Below are 15,124 nucleotides of genomic sequence, written 5' to 3'. Positions count from 1 at the left end.
GAGGCGTCCCTTGGATGATCTTGGCGTGTTTGGATCGAAGCGGTCGGTGCGATGAACTCAAGCACCTTTGCCCGGCGTCTCGGAAACTCAGAGCGCCGGGGAAATAATTCGAATGATAATGGCCAAAACGTCTTGCATGGCCGGGCTTATAGGCCGGTTGCGCCTATTGGTCCAGAGCTTCCGGCCCCTGCGGCGAATGGCGCAGCTTGGCCCAGCGGTTCAGCCAGGCCAGACCCGCCAGCGCCAGCCCCAAGGCCAGCAACGAAAACACCCGGATCAGACCGCCCAGCCCCGAGATGTCGATCAGGAACACCTTGGCCACCGCCAGCCCGATCACCGCCAGCCCGGCCTTGCGCATCACGTCCGACCGACGCGCCAGCGACTGATAGAACAGCGCCGCGCCGATCAACAGCAGGGCGAGTGTATAGGTATAAAGCTCGGGCTGGGATACGCCGTTGCCTTCATACATGCCTGCCGCGCCCTGCCAGAAATGCCGGATTGTCAGGCCCAGCCACAAGGCGCCCAGCGCAACGGACACCCCCTGACAGGCCAGCCGCAACTGCGCCGGCATCTTGGGGATCCGCCACGCGGACAGGCCGATGACGAGGGCCGGCAGCAGATAGGCAATGGCAAGCGTGTTAACCACCGGAGGCCCCAGAACAGGATCTGCCCCAAACCGCAAAACAGGGTTGGCCACTGTCGCAGCCAGCGCCAGCCACAACAGGCCATGCGCGGCAAAGAACACGCCCAGTGCGACCCGAACCCAGTTCAGTCGCCCGCCCAGCGCAAACCGCTGCACCTGCGCAAAGGCCAGCAGCAGCCAAATGGCCGACAGCAGGCCCAGCCCCCAATGGCTGTCGTCGGCACCGCCTTCGCCGAGCCCTTCCAACCAGCGCAACAGCAGCAGAGACACCAGAACGCCACCCGTCGCCCACGCTGCGCTGTCCAACATGACATTGGCGACTGGGCGGTCCAGCGGGCGCAGCATCCACCATGCGGCAAGATAGCCTGCAACCGCAGCTCCATAGACCAGAGACATTTCCGCAACCGGTGCTTCCAGCGCCCAGTCCAGACCCGGGTTCAGGATCAGTCGGAACGTGACGGTGGCAACGCCGGCCCAGATGAACCAGCTCATCGGCGGCAGATTGAACCGCCGGTCCAGTGCCGCCGCCGCGATGATCGTGACCACGAAAGCGATGGTCAGCGCCGCCGAGCTGAGCACGATCACGCAGCCGAAGGTCAAGCAGGACAGGGCCGACAGCGTGGCCAAAGCCGGACGCATCCGGGCCTCGCCATCCACGCGGGCAAAGCGCTCGGCCAGTACCACCATCAGCGCCGCAAGCGCGACCGCATGCAGGGCCCAGGGGTAGGCTCCGATCACGCTGACCGGGCGCCAGCCAAGCTCAAGCGCGATGGCCAGCGCCGGGGCGTACAGCGCGGCGGCACCGGCCCAGACCAGCGGGTACCGTCCACCCCGGAACGACCGCCATGCCGCCAGAAGAGAGATCACCGCGCCCAACGCAACCAGCCAGGTCACGGCCAACGGAAAATCGGCCTCGGGCGTTTCGGAATAGGTCTGCCAGAACCCACGCGCCACCGCGCCGTCATCAAATCCATGCGTGAATACGAAACCACCCAGCCCCAAGGCAGGCAGCGCGGTCATGTCCTGCAGGGCCGGCGCGTCCTTTGCCCAGATCAGCAGGGCGAAAGTCAGCCCGGCCAGCAGGATCACAGCCAGCCAGAACTCACCGCGCGTATCGGCCCATTGCAGCGCCAGAATGGCCGAGCTTGCCAGCACCGCCCCAAAGGCCAGGCGCGTCGGAAATTCGGGCCACGGACCACTGGTTTTTCTGACTAGGAGTTCGCTGAACATCGCGCCGTCGTGATCGGGCCAGATCCGGCGCACGGGAATGGCAATGGCGATCACGGCAATGGCGGCCACGTAGACGAGGAAAGCCGGTTCCGTGATCGGCGAACCCGTCACCAGCAAAAGGCCCGCCAAATAGGCGCCCACCAGCGACAGCACCGACACCCAGGCCCAGCGCCGCACCGTGTCGATCCCAAGCCCCAGCCCGGTGATCACGAAGAAATATCCGTACAGCCAAGACGGGTCAGCCGAATCGCCACCCACGACGAAAGGTGCAGCAAAGGCTCCGATCAACCCGATCGCCGCCAGCAGCGGGCCGTGGAACCAGCCCAGAACCAGCCCGACAAGAGCGATGGCGATCATGCCCGCCAAGGCCGCCTCGGGGCCGATCAGGTCATAGAGCTGGCGCGCCGCCAGAACGCCGCCAAACAGCGTGACCAGCCCCGCGCCGGAAAACACCGAAGGCAGATAGGCAGTCGCCGAGGACTCGTCATCGCCGTATCGGCGCCGGACGACCTCTCCGGCCACGATCAGCAGCGCGCCGAAACCCAAGGCCGCCAACACGCGCGCGGTGGGCGGCAGCAACCCGTTTTCGACCCCGTATTGCACCAAGAAAATCCCCGCCAGCGCCAGCGATAGGGCGGATACGGCATAGAACCAGTTCTCGCGCAGCCACGCGCTCAGATCGTCAAACCGCTCGGCGCGGAACACCACTGCGGCCGGAGGCGATGCACTCTCAGTGACAGTTGCCGATTCTTCAGCGTCAGGCCGTTGGTCCGGCGTCGGTGGGCTTTCCTGTTTCGGCGGGCCCCAAGGGGCCGGTCGCGGTTCAGGCGTCGGTGCTTCGATTGGCGCGGACTGCGTCTGTGGTGGCCGCTCCGCGTCCGGTTGCGGCCCGGCACCCAACCGACTCTCCAACTGCTCGACCCGCCGCCGCAGACGGGCATGGCCGACCAGCAAGACGACAATAGATACCGGCATCGCCAAAACGACCAAGCCAACAAGAACAAGCAGAGATTCCAAACCGCACCTCCGGGCAACTCTGGATTACAGGCTATCCTGTGCAGGCGCGGTAAGACAGTCGGGAAATCCCGAATGGTTTCAGCCTGTTGCGATCTGACGCCAGTGATCTAGGGATGGAACATGGACCCGACGAGATAGGCAATTGCCGCCGCCGCACCACCGATCGCCAGCGTCTCAAGCCCCGAGCGCCACCAGGGCGCCAGCGACCACCGGCTTTTCATCGCGCCGATGGCAAAGAACACGCCCAGTGTCATCAGGACCGAGGCTGGAAACGCGCCCTCGACACCCAACAGGAACGGCACGAGCGGAACCATGCCGGCCACGACAAAGGCCGCGAAGGTGGCCGCGGCGGCCTTGAGCGGATGCGGATCGACGCTGCCCAGCCCGTATTCGCCCTCGATCATCAGGTTGATCCAGGTATCCTGATCGGCGGTGATCGCATCGGTTGCCTGTTCCAACACCCGGCCCGACAAGCCCTTGCGGGACAGGATCTCCAGCACCTCGCCGCGCTCGCCGTCGGGGTAGAGGCGGATGTGGCGCTCTTCGATGGCGCGGATCCGTCGGATATTGTCCAGCTCGGCCTTGGTCCCCGAGTAGTTGCCCGCCGCCATCGAGAACCCGTCGGCCAGCACGTTGGCCAGGCCCAAGGCCACGATGACGAAGGGCGACAGCCCGGCCCCGGCCACGCCCGCCACGATGGCCAGCGTGGTCACCGAACCGTCGATCCCGCCATAGACCACGTCACGCAGGAACCCGCGCCCGGGTGGGGCGTCGATCCGGTCTGCGATTTCCTGTTGGCTGTGGCCGTGATCTGCCATGGCTGGTCTCCCTTCCGGGAGATTGTGCCCTGCGCAGCGGCCCGTTGGCTTTGCGGCAGATCAACCCTTGGAAAACAGCCCGCTCAGCGCGCGCGAGATCATGCCGCGGGTCGACGGCCTGTGGCGGTCCGAGAAGGGCAGCGGTCGGCAGACCTCCATCGCGGCCACGCCGACGCGGGCGCTGAGGGCGCCGTTGACCAGCCCCTCGCCAAAGCGGCGCGACAGCTTGCTGAGGACCGACCCGCCCAGAACCGGTTCGAGCAGGTCGTCACCCACGGCCACCGCGCCCGTGGCCACTAGGTGAACGAACACTGCTCGGGTCAATCGCCAGCCCCCCAGGAATCCGGCCCGCCCGCCATAGATTTCGGCAATCCGGCGGATCATCCGCAAAGAGGCCAGCAGCGCCGTCGCCACATCGGCCAACGCCAGCGGCACCAGCGCCGTCACCGTCGCGACCTGGCGCGCGGCGGCCTCGACCTCGCGGCTGGCGGCGGCGTCGAGCGGGGCCAGCAATTCATCCTCGACCAGTCCCAGCAGGCCCGAAGCGTCGAACTGGTCCTCGATCCGTTCGACCAGACGGTCGCGGCCCCAGCGCGTATCCTCGCGCCCGCGATAGAACGCGATCAGGCGCTGCGTCACGGCCCGGGCCTGTGCCAGATCGGCATCGGCCAGCGCGGCATCGGCGGCGCGGCGCATCCCGTCCACCCGCGACAGCCGGCCCAGCGCGGCCAGTTCGCGCAGCGCGATCAGCAGGGCCACCAGCACTAGCGCGCAAATCATGCCGGTCACGATCCAGCCCAGCACCGGCACGCTGGCGATCAACGAGGTGGCGAAATTCCATGCGACGACAGAGACCGCCGCCCCCACGACCGCAACCGCCAGCCCCCAGAACCACCGCCCAAGAATCGACGGCTTGCGCGCGGCCAGCCGGGCCGCGGCCTGCATCGCCTGCCCCTGGGGCGGCGCGATATCCGGTACCGGCGCGGCCTTCGACACGTCGGCGGACGGGGCATCCTCGTCAAGCTCGATCAGAACCGGACCCTTGGCCATGCGTCACTCCTTTTTCCGCCATACGAACCGAATGTCCGGCAGTTGTTCATCATTGTCGGCCCCGTCGCTGCGGGCCACTTCTATAAAGCCGTGCCGTTCGTAGAACCGGCACGCGCCCGTGTTGGCCTGAAACGCATACAGCGCCAGTTCTCGCCGACCTGCCTTGGCGCTGTCCAGCAGTTCTGTGCCGATCCCCTGATTCCGCGCAGGGGGACTCAGGTACAGGCAATGAACCTCGGTTCCGTCCATGGCCAAAAAGCCTGCGACCTTGCCGCCCTGTTCGGCAACCGTGACCCATCCTTTGTCGATCATCTGCCCACAAAAAGCGATGGCTTCAGCCCCCGAATGCAGCTCGGGCATCCAGTCGTTTTCGCGTGCAAAGCCGTGCAGGATCTCTCCGACCGCCCCAGCGTCGAGGCTGCGCGCGGGCCTGAGGGTGACGGTCACAGCCGGTCTCCGATCAGGAACTGCGCGGCGCGGTCCAGCCGGATATGCGGCGGGCCGTCACCGGGGCGCAGCGACAGATGCGCCGGGGCAAAGGTCATGAACCCGTACTCCTCGCCCAGCCAGGTGTCGGCCCCCTTACGCGCAGGATTAAGCAGATGGGCGGGGTCTTCGGGCAGCTCTCCGGGGTAGAAGGCCGCCTGTTTTCCATTCTCCAAACTACCGCGCACGCAGGGCAGTTCGACGCCGTTGTGATTGCGGATCTCTTCGGTCGTCACGCGCAGCGCGGCGATGGACATGGCGGCGGTTTCGGCCCCGGCGAACCTGGCGCGGTCGCGCGCCTCGCGGGTCAGGGCCTCCATGATCGCGGTCAGGCGCGGGTGCTGCAGGTGGTGCAGGTGATCGGCCTTGGTGGCCGCGAACAGGATGCGTTCGACCCGCTTGCCCAGCAACATCTGGCTGAGCCACGCATTGCGGCCGGGCCGGAAGGCCGACAGGATGTCGCCCATGGCGCGGCGCATGTCCTCGACCGCCTGCGGACCCTTGTGAATCGCGCCCAGCGCGTCTACCAGCACCACCTGCCGGTCGATCCGGGCGAAATGATCCCGGAAAAAGGGCTTCACCACCTGCGATTTGTAGGCCTCGAACCGGCGCTCCATCTCGCGGTGCAGGCTGCGGCGGCGCGCGGCGCTCTCGACCGGCAACGGCGCAAAGGTCAGCACCGGCGACCCGGCCAGATCGCCCGGCAGCAGGAACCGGCCCGGCGTGCAGTCATAAAACCCCGCATCCCGCGCGGCAGTCAGATAGTCGGCAAAGCCCCGCGACAGGGCCTGCGCGGTGGGTTCATCATGGGGGTCGGCCGGATCAACGGATTTGACCTGGGTCAGGAAATCGGCGGCTGCCGGACGCTGCGCGATCCGCTCCAACGTTTCGCGCGACCAGTCGTCATAGGTTTTTTCGAGCAGTGCCAGATCCAGCAGCCATTCGCCGGGATAGTCGACGATGTCCAGATGCACGGTGCGTGGCCCCTGCAGGCCGGCCAGCAGCCCGGCAGGGCGGACCTTGAACGACAGGCGCAGCTCGGACACGGCGCGGGTGCTGTCGGGCCAATGGGGCTGAGGCCCGGTCAGTGCCGACAGGTGCGATTCATAATCGAACCGGGGCACTGTGTCGTCGGGCTGCGGCTGCAGGTAGGCGGCGTTGATGCGCCCCTCCTGTTGGGCGACCAGGCCGGGCATCCTCCCCCGGTCCAGCAGGTTGGCCACCAGCGACGTGATGAACACCGTCTTGCCCGACCGCGCAAGACCGGTGACGCCCAGCCGCACGACCGGTTCGAAAAACGTCTCGGACACGCGGTCGCCGACGGATTCGACGCCGCGCACAAGACTGTCTGCCAGTGATGAGATGACCAAACCGCCGCCCCGCATTTCTTGTTTGTCCCAAGATAGGTAGCCGCTGCCCCGGTTGCCAGCGCTTTTGCCGCCTGCCCTTGCCCGGGCGCCTCCGGCAGGGTACCAGCAGCCCATGCCCAGATACGCGTTGAAAGTCGAATACCAAGGTGAGCCGTTTGCCGGATGGCAGCGGCAGAAGGATCTGCCCTCGGTCCAGGGCGCCATCGAGGCGGCGTTGTCGAAACTACAGCCCGGGTCACACACGATCGCGGCCGCCGGGCGCACGGATGCGGGCGTTCACGCGCTGGGGCAAGTGGCCCATTGCGACCTGGAAAAAGATTGGGACCCGTTCCGCCTGTCCGAGGCGCTGAACTATCACCTCAAGCCGTTGCCGGTGGCGATTCTCAAGGCCGCGCGGGTGGCGGATGACTGGCATGCGCGGTTCTCGGCCATCGAGCGGCAGTACCTGTTCCGCATCCTGATCCGCCGTGCGCCCGCGACCCATGACAAGGGCCAGGTCTGGCAGATCGGGCATCCGCTGGATGTCGCCGCGATGCAGGCTGGGGCCGACATGTTGATCGGGCGGCACGATTTCACCACCTTTCGGTCCTCGATCTGCCAGGCGGCCAGCCCGGTCAAGACGCTGGACGAGCTGCGCGTCGAACAGGTTCCGGGCTTTTCCGGCCCCGAGGTGCATTTCCACGTCCGCGCCCGGTCCTTCCTGCACAACCAGGTGCGCAGTTTCGTCGGCACGCTCGAACGGGTCGGCGCGGGCGCCTGGACACCGCAGGACGTGCGCGATGCGCTCGAGGCTGCCGACCGCGCGGCCTGCGGGCCGGTCTGCCCTCCGCAAGGTTTGTACCTGGCGCGGGTGGGCTACCCCGATCCTGTTTTCGACTGACGTCAGAGCGCGCGCAGCAGCAATCCACCGGCGATCACCGCGATCAGCAGCCCGGCCACCAGTTCGATCGTGGGCGCCAGCACGGCCGCGAACCGCGTAGCCGAGGCCGAGGCCAAGAGCCCTCCCCGCAACCCGAACGACGTCCAGCCAACCAGGGTGGTGACGGTCGCGGTGCCCAGCGCCATGGCAAAGGCCCCGGCGATACCGACCATCGCGATGCCCATCTGCCAGGTCAGGATCAGCACGAACAAAGCTCCGGTACACGGTCGCGCGGCGATGCCGGCGATCAGGATCAGCGCCTCGCGCAGGCTGCCGACCTGGGCCACCTCTTCGGCGGTGGGGCCGTGACGATGCCCGCAATCGGAACAGACCTCACCGTCGTGGTGGTGATGCCCGTGATCATGATGATGGTGATGGTCATGCGGGGCACTGTCCGCACGACCGCGCCGGGCGAAACTGCGCAGCGACCGCAGAACCAGCCACAGCCCGATGGCCGCGATCGCGCCATAGCTGACCGGGGCCATGATCTGCTCGGTGGTGCCGACCAGGCTTTCCCGCGACATCTGGAACACCAGAACGCCTGCATACACCAGAACGATCGCCGTCACGGCCTGCCCCAGCGAGGACAGTACGCTGATCGCCGACAGGCGCAAAAAGGCGACATTGCGGCCCAGCCCGTACCCTCCGATCAGCACCTTGCCATGGCCCGGCCCCACCGCATGGAAGAACCCATAGGCGAAACAGACGGCCAGCAGCGTGGCCACGGCTTCGGGCTGTTCCGCCCGCGCGGCCCGCAGGGCACGGGCAATCTGGTTTTGGAATTCCCTCTGCTCGCCCGCGGCCCAGGAGGCGAGGCTGTCAAAACCTCCGCTGCCCCAGAACCACAGCAGCAGCGCAATCGCCAGGCCGACCGGCAGGATCAGGTAGCGGGACATGAAACGCGGATCTCGGTGGCAAAGCGTTCACCGACCAGAGGGATGTCGTTCTCCTCGAGGTCATAGTCGGCGTCCAGGGTCAGCAGAAAGGCCTGCATCTGGGCCAGTTCGCCGTCGATATCCGGCTCGAACCTGTCGATCCGGCAGGTTTCAGGTCCGGATACGGTGACCGGGCGCGTCACCTCGTAGGCGGTATAGAATGTCTCATCATAGGGTTTGGCCGACAGAGCCTGCGCGGGTACTGGCTCGCCCTCGACCTTGCGCAGATGGGTGGTCACGATGCGGCCATCCTCGGTCGTGGCGCGCGATTCCAGCGGACCGGACAAGGCAACCGGCTGATCGGCGGCCAGGATGACCAGATCGCCGTTGTATCCTTCGACCCACTGCGCGTCGAAACCGGCGAGGCGCTGCTCTTCCGCCTCGGACAGCACGCCGTCGCCGTCCTGATCCAACCTCATGTCCTCGAGCACAAGCAGCGAGTAGAACTCGTCATAGGCCCAGGTGACGCGGACATGCGTCAGGTTGCCCGACTCGTCCACGATGAATTCCAGCCCGGTGTCGATGAAGACATGCGGGTGCGACACCGCGGAAAACGGCAGGCAACAGGCGATCAAGGTGGGTATCCAGCGCATGAACGCGAAGATAGGGTGCCCGACCGGCGCTGGCAACGCGGTTCGGCGGGGAGAACGGATTTTGCCGCTCATTTCGGCGGAAACAGGACCAGCGTCTGCAGCGCCGTGCCGATCGGGCCTTGAGTATCATACAGAACCGACTGCGACATCCCGATGCCGCTGGGTTGCCAGTGTGACACGGAATCCGAGGCGAGCCAGTCGGACATCGGCTCGCGGTGGATCTGCACCGTCAGGTCGGTGTTCATGAACCCCATTTCCGAGGTCGGCGCATTCCAAGAAATGCCATTGCCACAATCGGCCAGCGGGCACAGCGACTGGATCGGCGAGGGGTTTTCGCCCTCGAGCAGAGGCGGGGTGCGCATCCAGATGGTTTTCGGCCCCGCCCCCTGATTACCGCCTTTGGGATAGGCCACCTCGGAATGATGGGCAAAGCCGGGCAGGTCATGCCGCATTTCGCCGATGGGAAACGGGCCGTCTTCGATCTGCGACAGGTCGGGACCCTGGATCGCCACATTCGGCACCGGCCCCAGATCCCGGCGCGCCAGATGCATCGTGGTGGCGGTCGCGCACAGCGTATCGTCCAGGTCATGCACCGTGACGCGCGTGGTGGCCAGCGTCTTGGTGTGGCGCACGGTCTCGGCGGCCACGCGCAGACCGGACAGAGGCAGCGGGCGCAGCAGATCGACGGTCAGGCGGGTCAGCATCTTGTCGGGGCCGACCTCGATCTCGGCCGCGCGCACGATCAGGCCCGCAACCGGGCCGGCATGACAGTGGTCAGCCGACCACGGCCCGCGCGCCGGGTCATTTCCGACAAAGGCCCCGTCGGGCGCGACCCGGAAATAAGCGGTCTTACCCACCACTGGCTGCATCGCCGCGTCCTGCATCTCAGATCTTTTCCTGGGTATGCTTTTTCAGTTCGGCCCGCGCCACCTGACGGCGATGCACCGCATCCGGGCCATCGGCCAGCCGCAGCGTGCGCACATGCGTCCAGGCGGTGGCCAGCGGCGTATCCTGGCTGACGCCCTGCCCGCCGAACATCTGCACCGCCTCGTCGATTACCTTCAGCGCAACGCGCGGCGCCACGACCTTGATCTGGCTGATCCACGGGGCCGCCGCGCGCGCATCGCCCTGATCCATGTACCACGCGGCCTTCAGACACAGCAGGCGGGCCATCTCGATCTCCATCCGGCACTCGGCGATGATGTCGAAATTGGCACCCAGTTGCGCCAGCTTCTTGCCGAAGGCTTCGCGCTGCAGGGCGCGTTTGCACATCTGCTCCAGCGCCATCTCGGCCTGGCCGATCGCGCGCATGCAGTGATGGATACGACCGGGCCCGAGGCGCCCCTGCGCGATTTCGAACCCGCGGCCCTCGCCCAGCAGGATGTTCTCGGCCGGCACCCGGACATCGGTAAACCGAATATGCATGTGCCCGTGCGGCGCGTCGTCATGGCCGTACACTTCCATCGGGCGCAGGATCTCGATCCCGGGCGTGTCGGCGGGCACCACGATCATCGACTGGCGCTTGTGCTTGGGCAGGTCGTCGCCGCCGGTCTTGACCATCACGATGTAGACCTTGCAGCGCGGATCGCCCGCGCCGGACGACCACCATTTCTCGCCATTCAGAACATAGTCATCCCGGTCCCGCACGCAGGACATCGAGATATTCGTGGCATCCGACGAGGCCACATCCGGCTCGGTCATCAGATAGGCCGAGCGGATCTCGCCCTCGAGCAGCGGCTTGAACCACTGTTCCTTCATCGTCTCGGTGCCGTAGCGCTCGAACACCTCCATGTTGCCGGTGTCGGGGGCGGAACAGTTGAACACCTCGGCGCCCAGCGGGGTCTTGCCCATCTCTTCGGCGAAATAGGCGTATTCAACCGTGGTCAGGCCGAACCCCTTGTCGCTGTCGGTCAGCCAGAAATTCCACAGACCCGCCGCCTTGGCCTTGGCCTTCAAGCCTTCCAGGATCTCGGCCTGGCGGTCGGTGTACTGCCAGCGGTCGCCCTTGTTGATCTCGGCCTGGTATTCTTCTTCCAGGGGCATGATCTCGTTGCGGATCATGTCGCGGACCCGCTCAAGCAGCGCCCGGTTCTCCTCGCGCAAGACAAATGACATGTTCATGAAGAATCCTCCGTAGATCCCGGAACCGGGCTTTACCTTTGCGCCGAGGATGGCTTAGCTGCGGCAACTGTGTCCAGCCGCGTGACGGCACGTCACTTGCAATCAATTTGAAACGGAAGAGGGGCGCAGATGGCGTTGTTGATCGATACCGGGCTGTCCGACTGGATGAGCGATGCCGAGATTGCCGAAGAAGTACGGCGACATGCACCAACGGCCGATGTGCGCACGCCAAGCACCATTGGTGACCCGGCCGAGGTCACCATGGTGGCGGTTGTCGGCCTGCGGGACGATCACGCGAGCCGCCTGCCCAATCTGCAGCTGGTGCAAAAGTTGGGCGCCGGGGTCGAGACAATCGTGTCGAACCCCGCCCTGCCCGCGCATGTCCGCGTGGCCCGCCTGAAACCGGACGCCCCGGCGCAAGGCATCGCAGAGTGGTTTCTGGCCTATATCCTGTACGCTCACCGGAACATGGGCTTTCACGCGGACGCTCAGCGGCGGGCTGAGTGGCGGCCGAAAGCGCCGGTGCTGACATCTGACACCGTAGTCGGAGTTCTGGGGCTGGGCCATATCGGCAGCCGTACCGCCCGCATGCTGCGCGATGTCGGGTTTCAGGTCATCGGCTGGAGCCGGTCGCCCAAGCAAATCGAAGATGTGACCTGTCTGCACGGGCAGGATGCTTTGCCGGGAATGCTGCGCGGTTGCGACCATGTCTGCGCGATCCTGCCCTCGACCCCCGAAACCATCGGCTTGTTTGACGCAGAAATGCTCGGCGCGATGAAGGACGGCAGCCAGTTGTTGAATGCGGGACGTGGCGACCTGATCGACGAGGAAGCCTTTATCGAGGCACTTGACCGGGGTCGTCTTGGGCACGCGGTTCTCGATGTGACCGCACAAGAGCCGTTGCCCAAAGACAGCCCCTTATGGCGGCACCCGGCGGTCACGATCACACCGCATGTGTCGGGATGGCATCTGGGTGATGCGTTGGCGGATGTTGCCCAGAACTTTCTGCGGCTGAGTGCAGGTCAGCCCCTGCTGCACGAGGTTGATCGCAGCCGCGGTTACTGATCCGCGATTACGGCGTCAAAATCCAATTGCCGCTGGCATCCTTGCACTGACGGGTGCGGATTTCCGGGTTGGGCGCCGCCCCGGACGGCTGCACAAAGTGCTGGAAGTGAACGCAGTTATCCTTCACGTCCCGTATCCTGACTGTGCCTTTGGTGCCCGTTTTCTCGTTGACCCAGTTGCGCTCCTGCCCGGCGCTTGGGGTCCCGCCTGCCAGCATCGAAGACGTCGTCGCGTCCAGAACCTGATAGTCTTCCGGGCTCAGCCCCATTTCGGCGATGATCCGGGACAGAGGCTTGGCATCGACCGCCCCCACGACACCCGACAAAAACAGCGCAAACAGGGCAGCAGGCAACCGGACAGTCATGCGAAACTCGCTTTCGTGAAAATTGATCTGCACCAAGAATATACATCCGAGCAATCAGGGCCAAGCCCCCGCGGCCGGACCTTCAAATAATGCCGAACAAACCTATCGGACTGCCGGCGCTATCGGCCCGCCGCTGATGCGACCATAGTAATCGCAAACCAAGCTTGAGGCACAGGAATGGCTCATCAAAATTACTACGCGCCCACCGGCGGGCTTCCGGACCAGACTCAGCTGCTGACCGACCGCGCCATGTTCACTGACGCCTATGCCGTCATCCCGAAAGGCACGATGCGCGACATCGTGACCAGCTTTCTGCCGTTTTGGGAACAGACCCGACTGTGGGTCCTTTCGCGCCCCCTCAGCGGGTTTGCCGAGACGTTTTCGCAATACATCATGGAGGTCCAGCCGGGCGGCGGCAGCGATACGCCCGAGACGGACCCGAAGGCTCAAGGCGTGGTCTTCGTCGTCGAAGGGTCGGTTACCCTGACCCTTGCGGGGCAGGTCCACGAGCTGGACACAGGGGGCTATGCCTACATTCCGCCCGGGTCCGATTGGACCTTGCACAACCGCTCTGACGCCGTGGCCCGGTTCCATTGGGTACGCAAGGCCTATGAGGCCGTACCCGGATTGCCGGCCCCCGATCCGATCATCACCAACGAACGCGACGTCGCCCCAACCCCAATGCCCGGCACCGAAGGTCGGTGGGCCACCACGCGCTTCGCGGATCCAAGTGATCTGCGCCATGACATGCATGTGAACATTGTCACGTTTGAACCAGGCGGGGTCATCCCCTTTGCCGAAACGCATGTCATGGAGCACGGGCTTTATGTGCTTGAGGGCAAGGCCGTCTATCGACTGAACCAGGATTGGGTCGAGGTCGAGGCCGGTGACTACATGTGGTTGCGCGCGTTCTGTCCTCAAGCCTGCTACGCGGGCGGGCCGGGGCGATTCCGGTATCTGCTCTACAAGGACGTCAATCGGCACATGCCGTTGAAACTGTGCACACGATGACCAGCAAAAGGTTCTGAAAACGGGCTTTTGCGTCGGCAGGGGTTCACAGGGACGGCGGAATTTGCTGAAATCAGAGGTGATTTCGTTTTGTTCATTCGTGGAGATTGGTCGATGAAACTGCGCGCCCCTCTGACGGCACTGGCCATGATCGGCCTCATGGTCGCCGTCGACACCGCCCCGGTCGTGGCAAAGGAAGCGACCAAAACCGTATCCGTCATGAGCCGCACATGGGCTGTGACGCAGGTTGCGGACGCCCCTGTCGTGTATCGTGCGACCCGCGACAACAATAACCTCAACCCGTTCGGCCCGCCGCCGCGCCTGCGCACGGTTCAGGCCATTGCGGCCATCCAGCAGGCAACCGGGTGCAAGGTGATCCGGTCAAGCATGTACCAGAATATTTCGGGCCAGTTCTTCTCGCAGGTCAGCTGCGGATAGCGGCGACGCCATACGGGCATTGAGGTCGGTCAAACGGCCTGCCATAGCTTGCGCATGAAACTCGCAATTAACGGATTCGGCCGCATCGGCCGCACGATCCTGCGGCAGGTCATGGCCCTGCCAGCGGGTTCGGATGTTCAAGTGGTGCTGATCAACGACATCGCACCGCTGGAGACCTGTGCCTATCTGTTCAAGTACGACAGCACGTTCGGCCCCTATGCCGGTTCGGTCGAAACCAGCGCCGGGGCCTTGCAGGTAGATGGACATTCGATTCCACTGAGCCACAGCGACGACCTTGCCGATGTCGATCTGTCCGGCGTGGACGTGATGCTGGATTGCACGGGTATCGCGCGCAGCTCGGACGTCGCAATCCGGGGCCTGCAGGCAGGGGCTGGCAAGGTGCTGATTTCCGGCCCGTCCCCGGCCGCCGAAACAACGATCGTTCTGGGTGCCAACGAAGACATGCTGGGCAGTGCCCGGATTGTGTCGAACGCGTCCTGCACCACCAACGCGCTGGCGCCGCTGGCCAAGGTGATCGACGAGATCGGAGGCATCGCCTCAGCGCACATGACCACGATTCACTGCTACACAAACAGCCAGCCGATGGTGGACGCTCCGCGCGGCGACCTGGCGCGGTCGCGGGCCGGGGCCTTGTCGATGGTACCCACCACGTCAAGCGCGACCCATCTGATCGACGTGGTTCTGCCGCATCTTGCAGGCCGCGTCTCGGGCGCGGCGGTTCGGGTGCCCACTGCCAGCGTCTCGGCGGTGGATCTGGTCGTGACCCTGCAAAATGGAATGGATCCGGAGCTGTTCTCTGCCGAATTGAGCCGCGCCGTCGAGGCATCAAAGGTGCTCGGCTGGACCGACTTGCCGCTGGTCTCGTCCGATCTGCGTACGCGACCGGAATCGCTGGTGATTGCCGGACCGGAAACACGAGTCGTCGGGCAAAATCAGGTCCGGGTTTTCGGATGGTATGACAATGAGTGGGGTTTTTCGGCCCGTATGCTCGATGTCGCCGGGATGATGGCTCAGACGGAATAGCCCGCAGCGCGCTTGGCGCTGCA

Annotated in this window: 15 protein-coding genes; 5 read left to right on the top strand and 10 right to left on the bottom strand. The window is 65.1% G+C overall.

Annotation, left to right across the window (positions count from 1 at the left end; all coding sequences use genetic code 11):
- Positions 1-163: 163 nt before the first annotated feature.
- The 5 genes from AC2FM5_RS05760 to AC2FM5_RS05740 form a co-directional block, all read right to left on the bottom strand.
- Positions 164-2,890 (bottom strand): DUF2339 domain-containing protein, encoded by a 2,727-nt coding sequence (locus AC2FM5_RS05760; RefSeq protein WP_496734376.1) that lies wholly within the window; start codon positions 2,888-2,890, stop codon positions 164-166.
- Positions 2,891-2,997: 107 nt separating this feature from the next.
- Positions 2,998-3,708, bottom strand: a complete 711-nt coding sequence (locus AC2FM5_RS05755) for a VIT1/CCC1 transporter family protein (protein WP_170366677.1) — start codon at positions 3,706-3,708, stop codon at positions 2,998-3,000.
- Between the two features lie 60 nt (positions 3,709-3,768).
- A complete protein-coding gene (locus AC2FM5_RS05750; protein WP_496734374.1) occupies positions 3,769-4,758 on the bottom strand; it encodes a YcjF family protein in 990 nt (329 codons plus the stop codon).
- 3 nt (positions 4,759-4,761) lie between these two features.
- The gene (locus tag AC2FM5_RS05745) at positions 4,762-5,205 is read right to left on the bottom strand and encodes a GNAT family N-acetyltransferase (protein WP_170358134.1); all 444 of its coding nucleotides are present in this window, start codon (positions 5,203-5,205) and stop codon (positions 4,762-4,764) included.
- On the bottom strand, positions 5,202-6,614 hold the full coding sequence (locus AC2FM5_RS05740; RefSeq protein ID WP_170401667.1) for a YcjX family GTP-binding protein: 1,413 nt from the start codon (positions 6,612-6,614) through the stop codon (positions 5,202-5,204). The genes AC2FM5_RS05745 and AC2FM5_RS05740 overlap by 4 nt, the downstream gene beginning before the upstream one ends.
- A 112-nt stretch (positions 6,615-6,726) precedes the next feature.
- Between AC2FM5_RS05740 and truA the strand changes: the two genes are divergently transcribed.
- Positions 6,727-7,494 carry a tRNA pseudouridine(38-40) synthase TruA gene (gene truA, locus AC2FM5_RS05735; protein ID WP_170358129.1) on the top strand — a complete coding sequence of 256 codons (768 nt, stop codon included), beginning with the start codon at positions 6,727-6,729 and terminating at the stop codon, positions 7,492-7,494.
- 2 nt (positions 7,495-7,496) lie between these two features.
- Here truA and AC2FM5_RS05730 read toward each other — a convergent pair whose 3' ends face one another.
- From AC2FM5_RS05730 to AC2FM5_RS05715, 4 genes are all read right to left on the bottom strand, one after another.
- Positions 7,497-8,429: a nickel/cobalt transporter gene (locus AC2FM5_RS05730; protein ID WP_260063416.1), complete on the bottom strand. Its 933-nt coding sequence runs from the start codon at positions 8,427-8,429 to the stop codon at positions 7,497-7,499.
- Positions 8,414-9,061, bottom strand: a complete 648-nt coding sequence (locus AC2FM5_RS05725; protein WP_496734371.1) for a DUF1007 family protein — start codon at positions 9,059-9,061, stop codon at positions 8,414-8,416. Before AC2FM5_RS05725 ends, AC2FM5_RS05730 begins: the two co-directional genes overlap by 16 nt.
- Positions 9,062-9,129: 68 nt before the next feature.
- Complete coding sequence (locus tag AC2FM5_RS05720; RefSeq protein ID WP_496734369.1) at positions 9,130-9,945, bottom strand: thioesterase family protein; 816 nt, start codon at positions 9,943-9,945, stop codon at positions 9,130-9,132.
- A 1-nt stretch (position 9,946) separates the two neighbouring features.
- The gene (locus AC2FM5_RS05715; protein WP_496734367.1) at positions 9,947-11,182 is read right to left on the bottom strand and encodes an acyl-CoA dehydrogenase family protein; all 1,236 of its coding nucleotides are present in this window, start codon (positions 11,180-11,182) and stop codon (positions 9,947-9,949) included.
- A 129-nt stretch (positions 11,183-11,311) separates the two neighbouring features.
- Between AC2FM5_RS05715 and AC2FM5_RS05710 the strand changes: the two genes are divergently transcribed.
- A complete protein-coding gene (locus AC2FM5_RS05710; protein ID WP_496734365.1) occupies positions 11,312-12,247 on the top strand; it encodes a 2-hydroxyacid dehydrogenase in 936 nt (311 codons plus the stop codon).
- A 7-nt stretch (positions 12,248-12,254) separates the two neighbouring features.
- On the opposite strand, the gene AC2FM5_RS05705 is transcribed toward AC2FM5_RS05710, so the two are convergent.
- A complete protein-coding gene (locus tag AC2FM5_RS05705; RefSeq protein ID WP_496734363.1) occupies positions 12,255-12,644 on the bottom strand; it encodes a hypothetical protein in 390 nt (129 codons plus the stop codon).
- Positions 12,645-12,788: 144 nt separating this feature from the next.
- On the opposite strand from AC2FM5_RS05705, the gene AC2FM5_RS05700 reads away from it, so the two are divergent.
- The 3 genes from AC2FM5_RS05700 (at position 12,789) to AC2FM5_RS05690 (ending at position 15,101) form a co-directional block, all read left to right on the top strand.
- Positions 12,789-13,622: a bifunctional allantoicase/(S)-ureidoglycine aminohydrolase gene (locus tag AC2FM5_RS05700; protein ID WP_496734361.1), complete on the top strand. Its 834-nt coding sequence runs from the start codon at positions 12,789-12,791 to the stop codon at positions 13,620-13,622.
- Positions 13,623-13,733: 111 nt separating this feature from the next.
- Complete coding sequence (locus AC2FM5_RS05695; RefSeq protein ID WP_170337821.1) at positions 13,734-14,057, top strand: hypothetical protein; 324 nt, start codon at positions 13,734-13,736, stop codon at positions 14,055-14,057.
- A 54-nt stretch (positions 14,058-14,111) separates the two neighbouring features.
- Complete coding sequence (locus AC2FM5_RS05690; protein WP_496734359.1) at positions 14,112-15,101, top strand: type I glyceraldehyde-3-phosphate dehydrogenase; 990 nt, start codon at positions 14,112-14,114, stop codon at positions 15,099-15,101.
- Positions 15,102-15,124: the final 23 nt, after the last annotated feature.

This window comes from Ruegeria sp. BHSA162, from assembly GCF_059613385.1.
The sequence above is the reverse complement of the archived record's forward strand: the minus strand, read 5'-3'. Positions and strand labels throughout refer to the sequence as shown.

Bases quoted from the DNA above. Each gene is read 5' to 3' on its own strand.
- AC2FM5_RS05755 (WP_170366677.1), bottom strand. From the start codon at position 3,708: ATGGCAGATCACGGCCACAGCCAACAGGAAATCGCAGACCGGATCGAC.
- AC2FM5_RS05750 (WP_496734374.1), bottom strand. From the start codon at position 4,758: ATGGCCAAGGGTCCGGTTCTGATCGAGCTTGACGAGGATGCCCCGTCC.
- truA (WP_170358129.1), top strand. From the start codon at position 6,727: ATGCCCAGATACGCGTTGAAAGTCGAATACCAAGGTGAGCCGTTTGCC.
- AC2FM5_RS05730 (WP_260063416.1), bottom strand. From the start codon at position 8,429: ATGTCCCGCTACCTGATCCTGCCGGTCGGCCTGGCGATTGCGCTGCTG.
- AC2FM5_RS05725 (WP_496734371.1), bottom strand. From the start codon at position 9,061: ATGCGCTGGATACCCACCTTGATCGCCTGTTGCCTGCCGTTTTCCGCG.
- AC2FM5_RS05720 (WP_496734369.1), bottom strand. From the start codon at position 9,945: ATGCAGGACGCGGCGATGCAGCCAGTGGTGGGTAAGACCGCTTATTTC.
- AC2FM5_RS05715 (WP_496734367.1), bottom strand. From the start codon at position 11,182: ATGAACATGTCATTTGTCTTGCGCGAGGAGAACCGGGCGCTGCTTGAG.
- AC2FM5_RS05710 (WP_496734365.1), top strand. From the start codon at position 11,312: ATGGCGTTGTTGATCGATACCGGGCTGTCCGACTGGATGAGCGATGCC.
- AC2FM5_RS05700 (WP_496734361.1), top strand. From the start codon at position 12,789: ATGGCTCATCAAAATTACTACGCGCCCACCGGCGGGCTTCCGGACCAG.
- AC2FM5_RS05695 (WP_170337821.1), top strand. From the start codon at position 13,734: ATGAAACTGCGCGCCCCTCTGACGGCACTGGCCATGATCGGCCTCATG.
- AC2FM5_RS05690 (WP_496734359.1), top strand. From the start codon at position 14,112: ATGAAACTCGCAATTAACGGATTCGGCCGCATCGGCCGCACGATCCTG.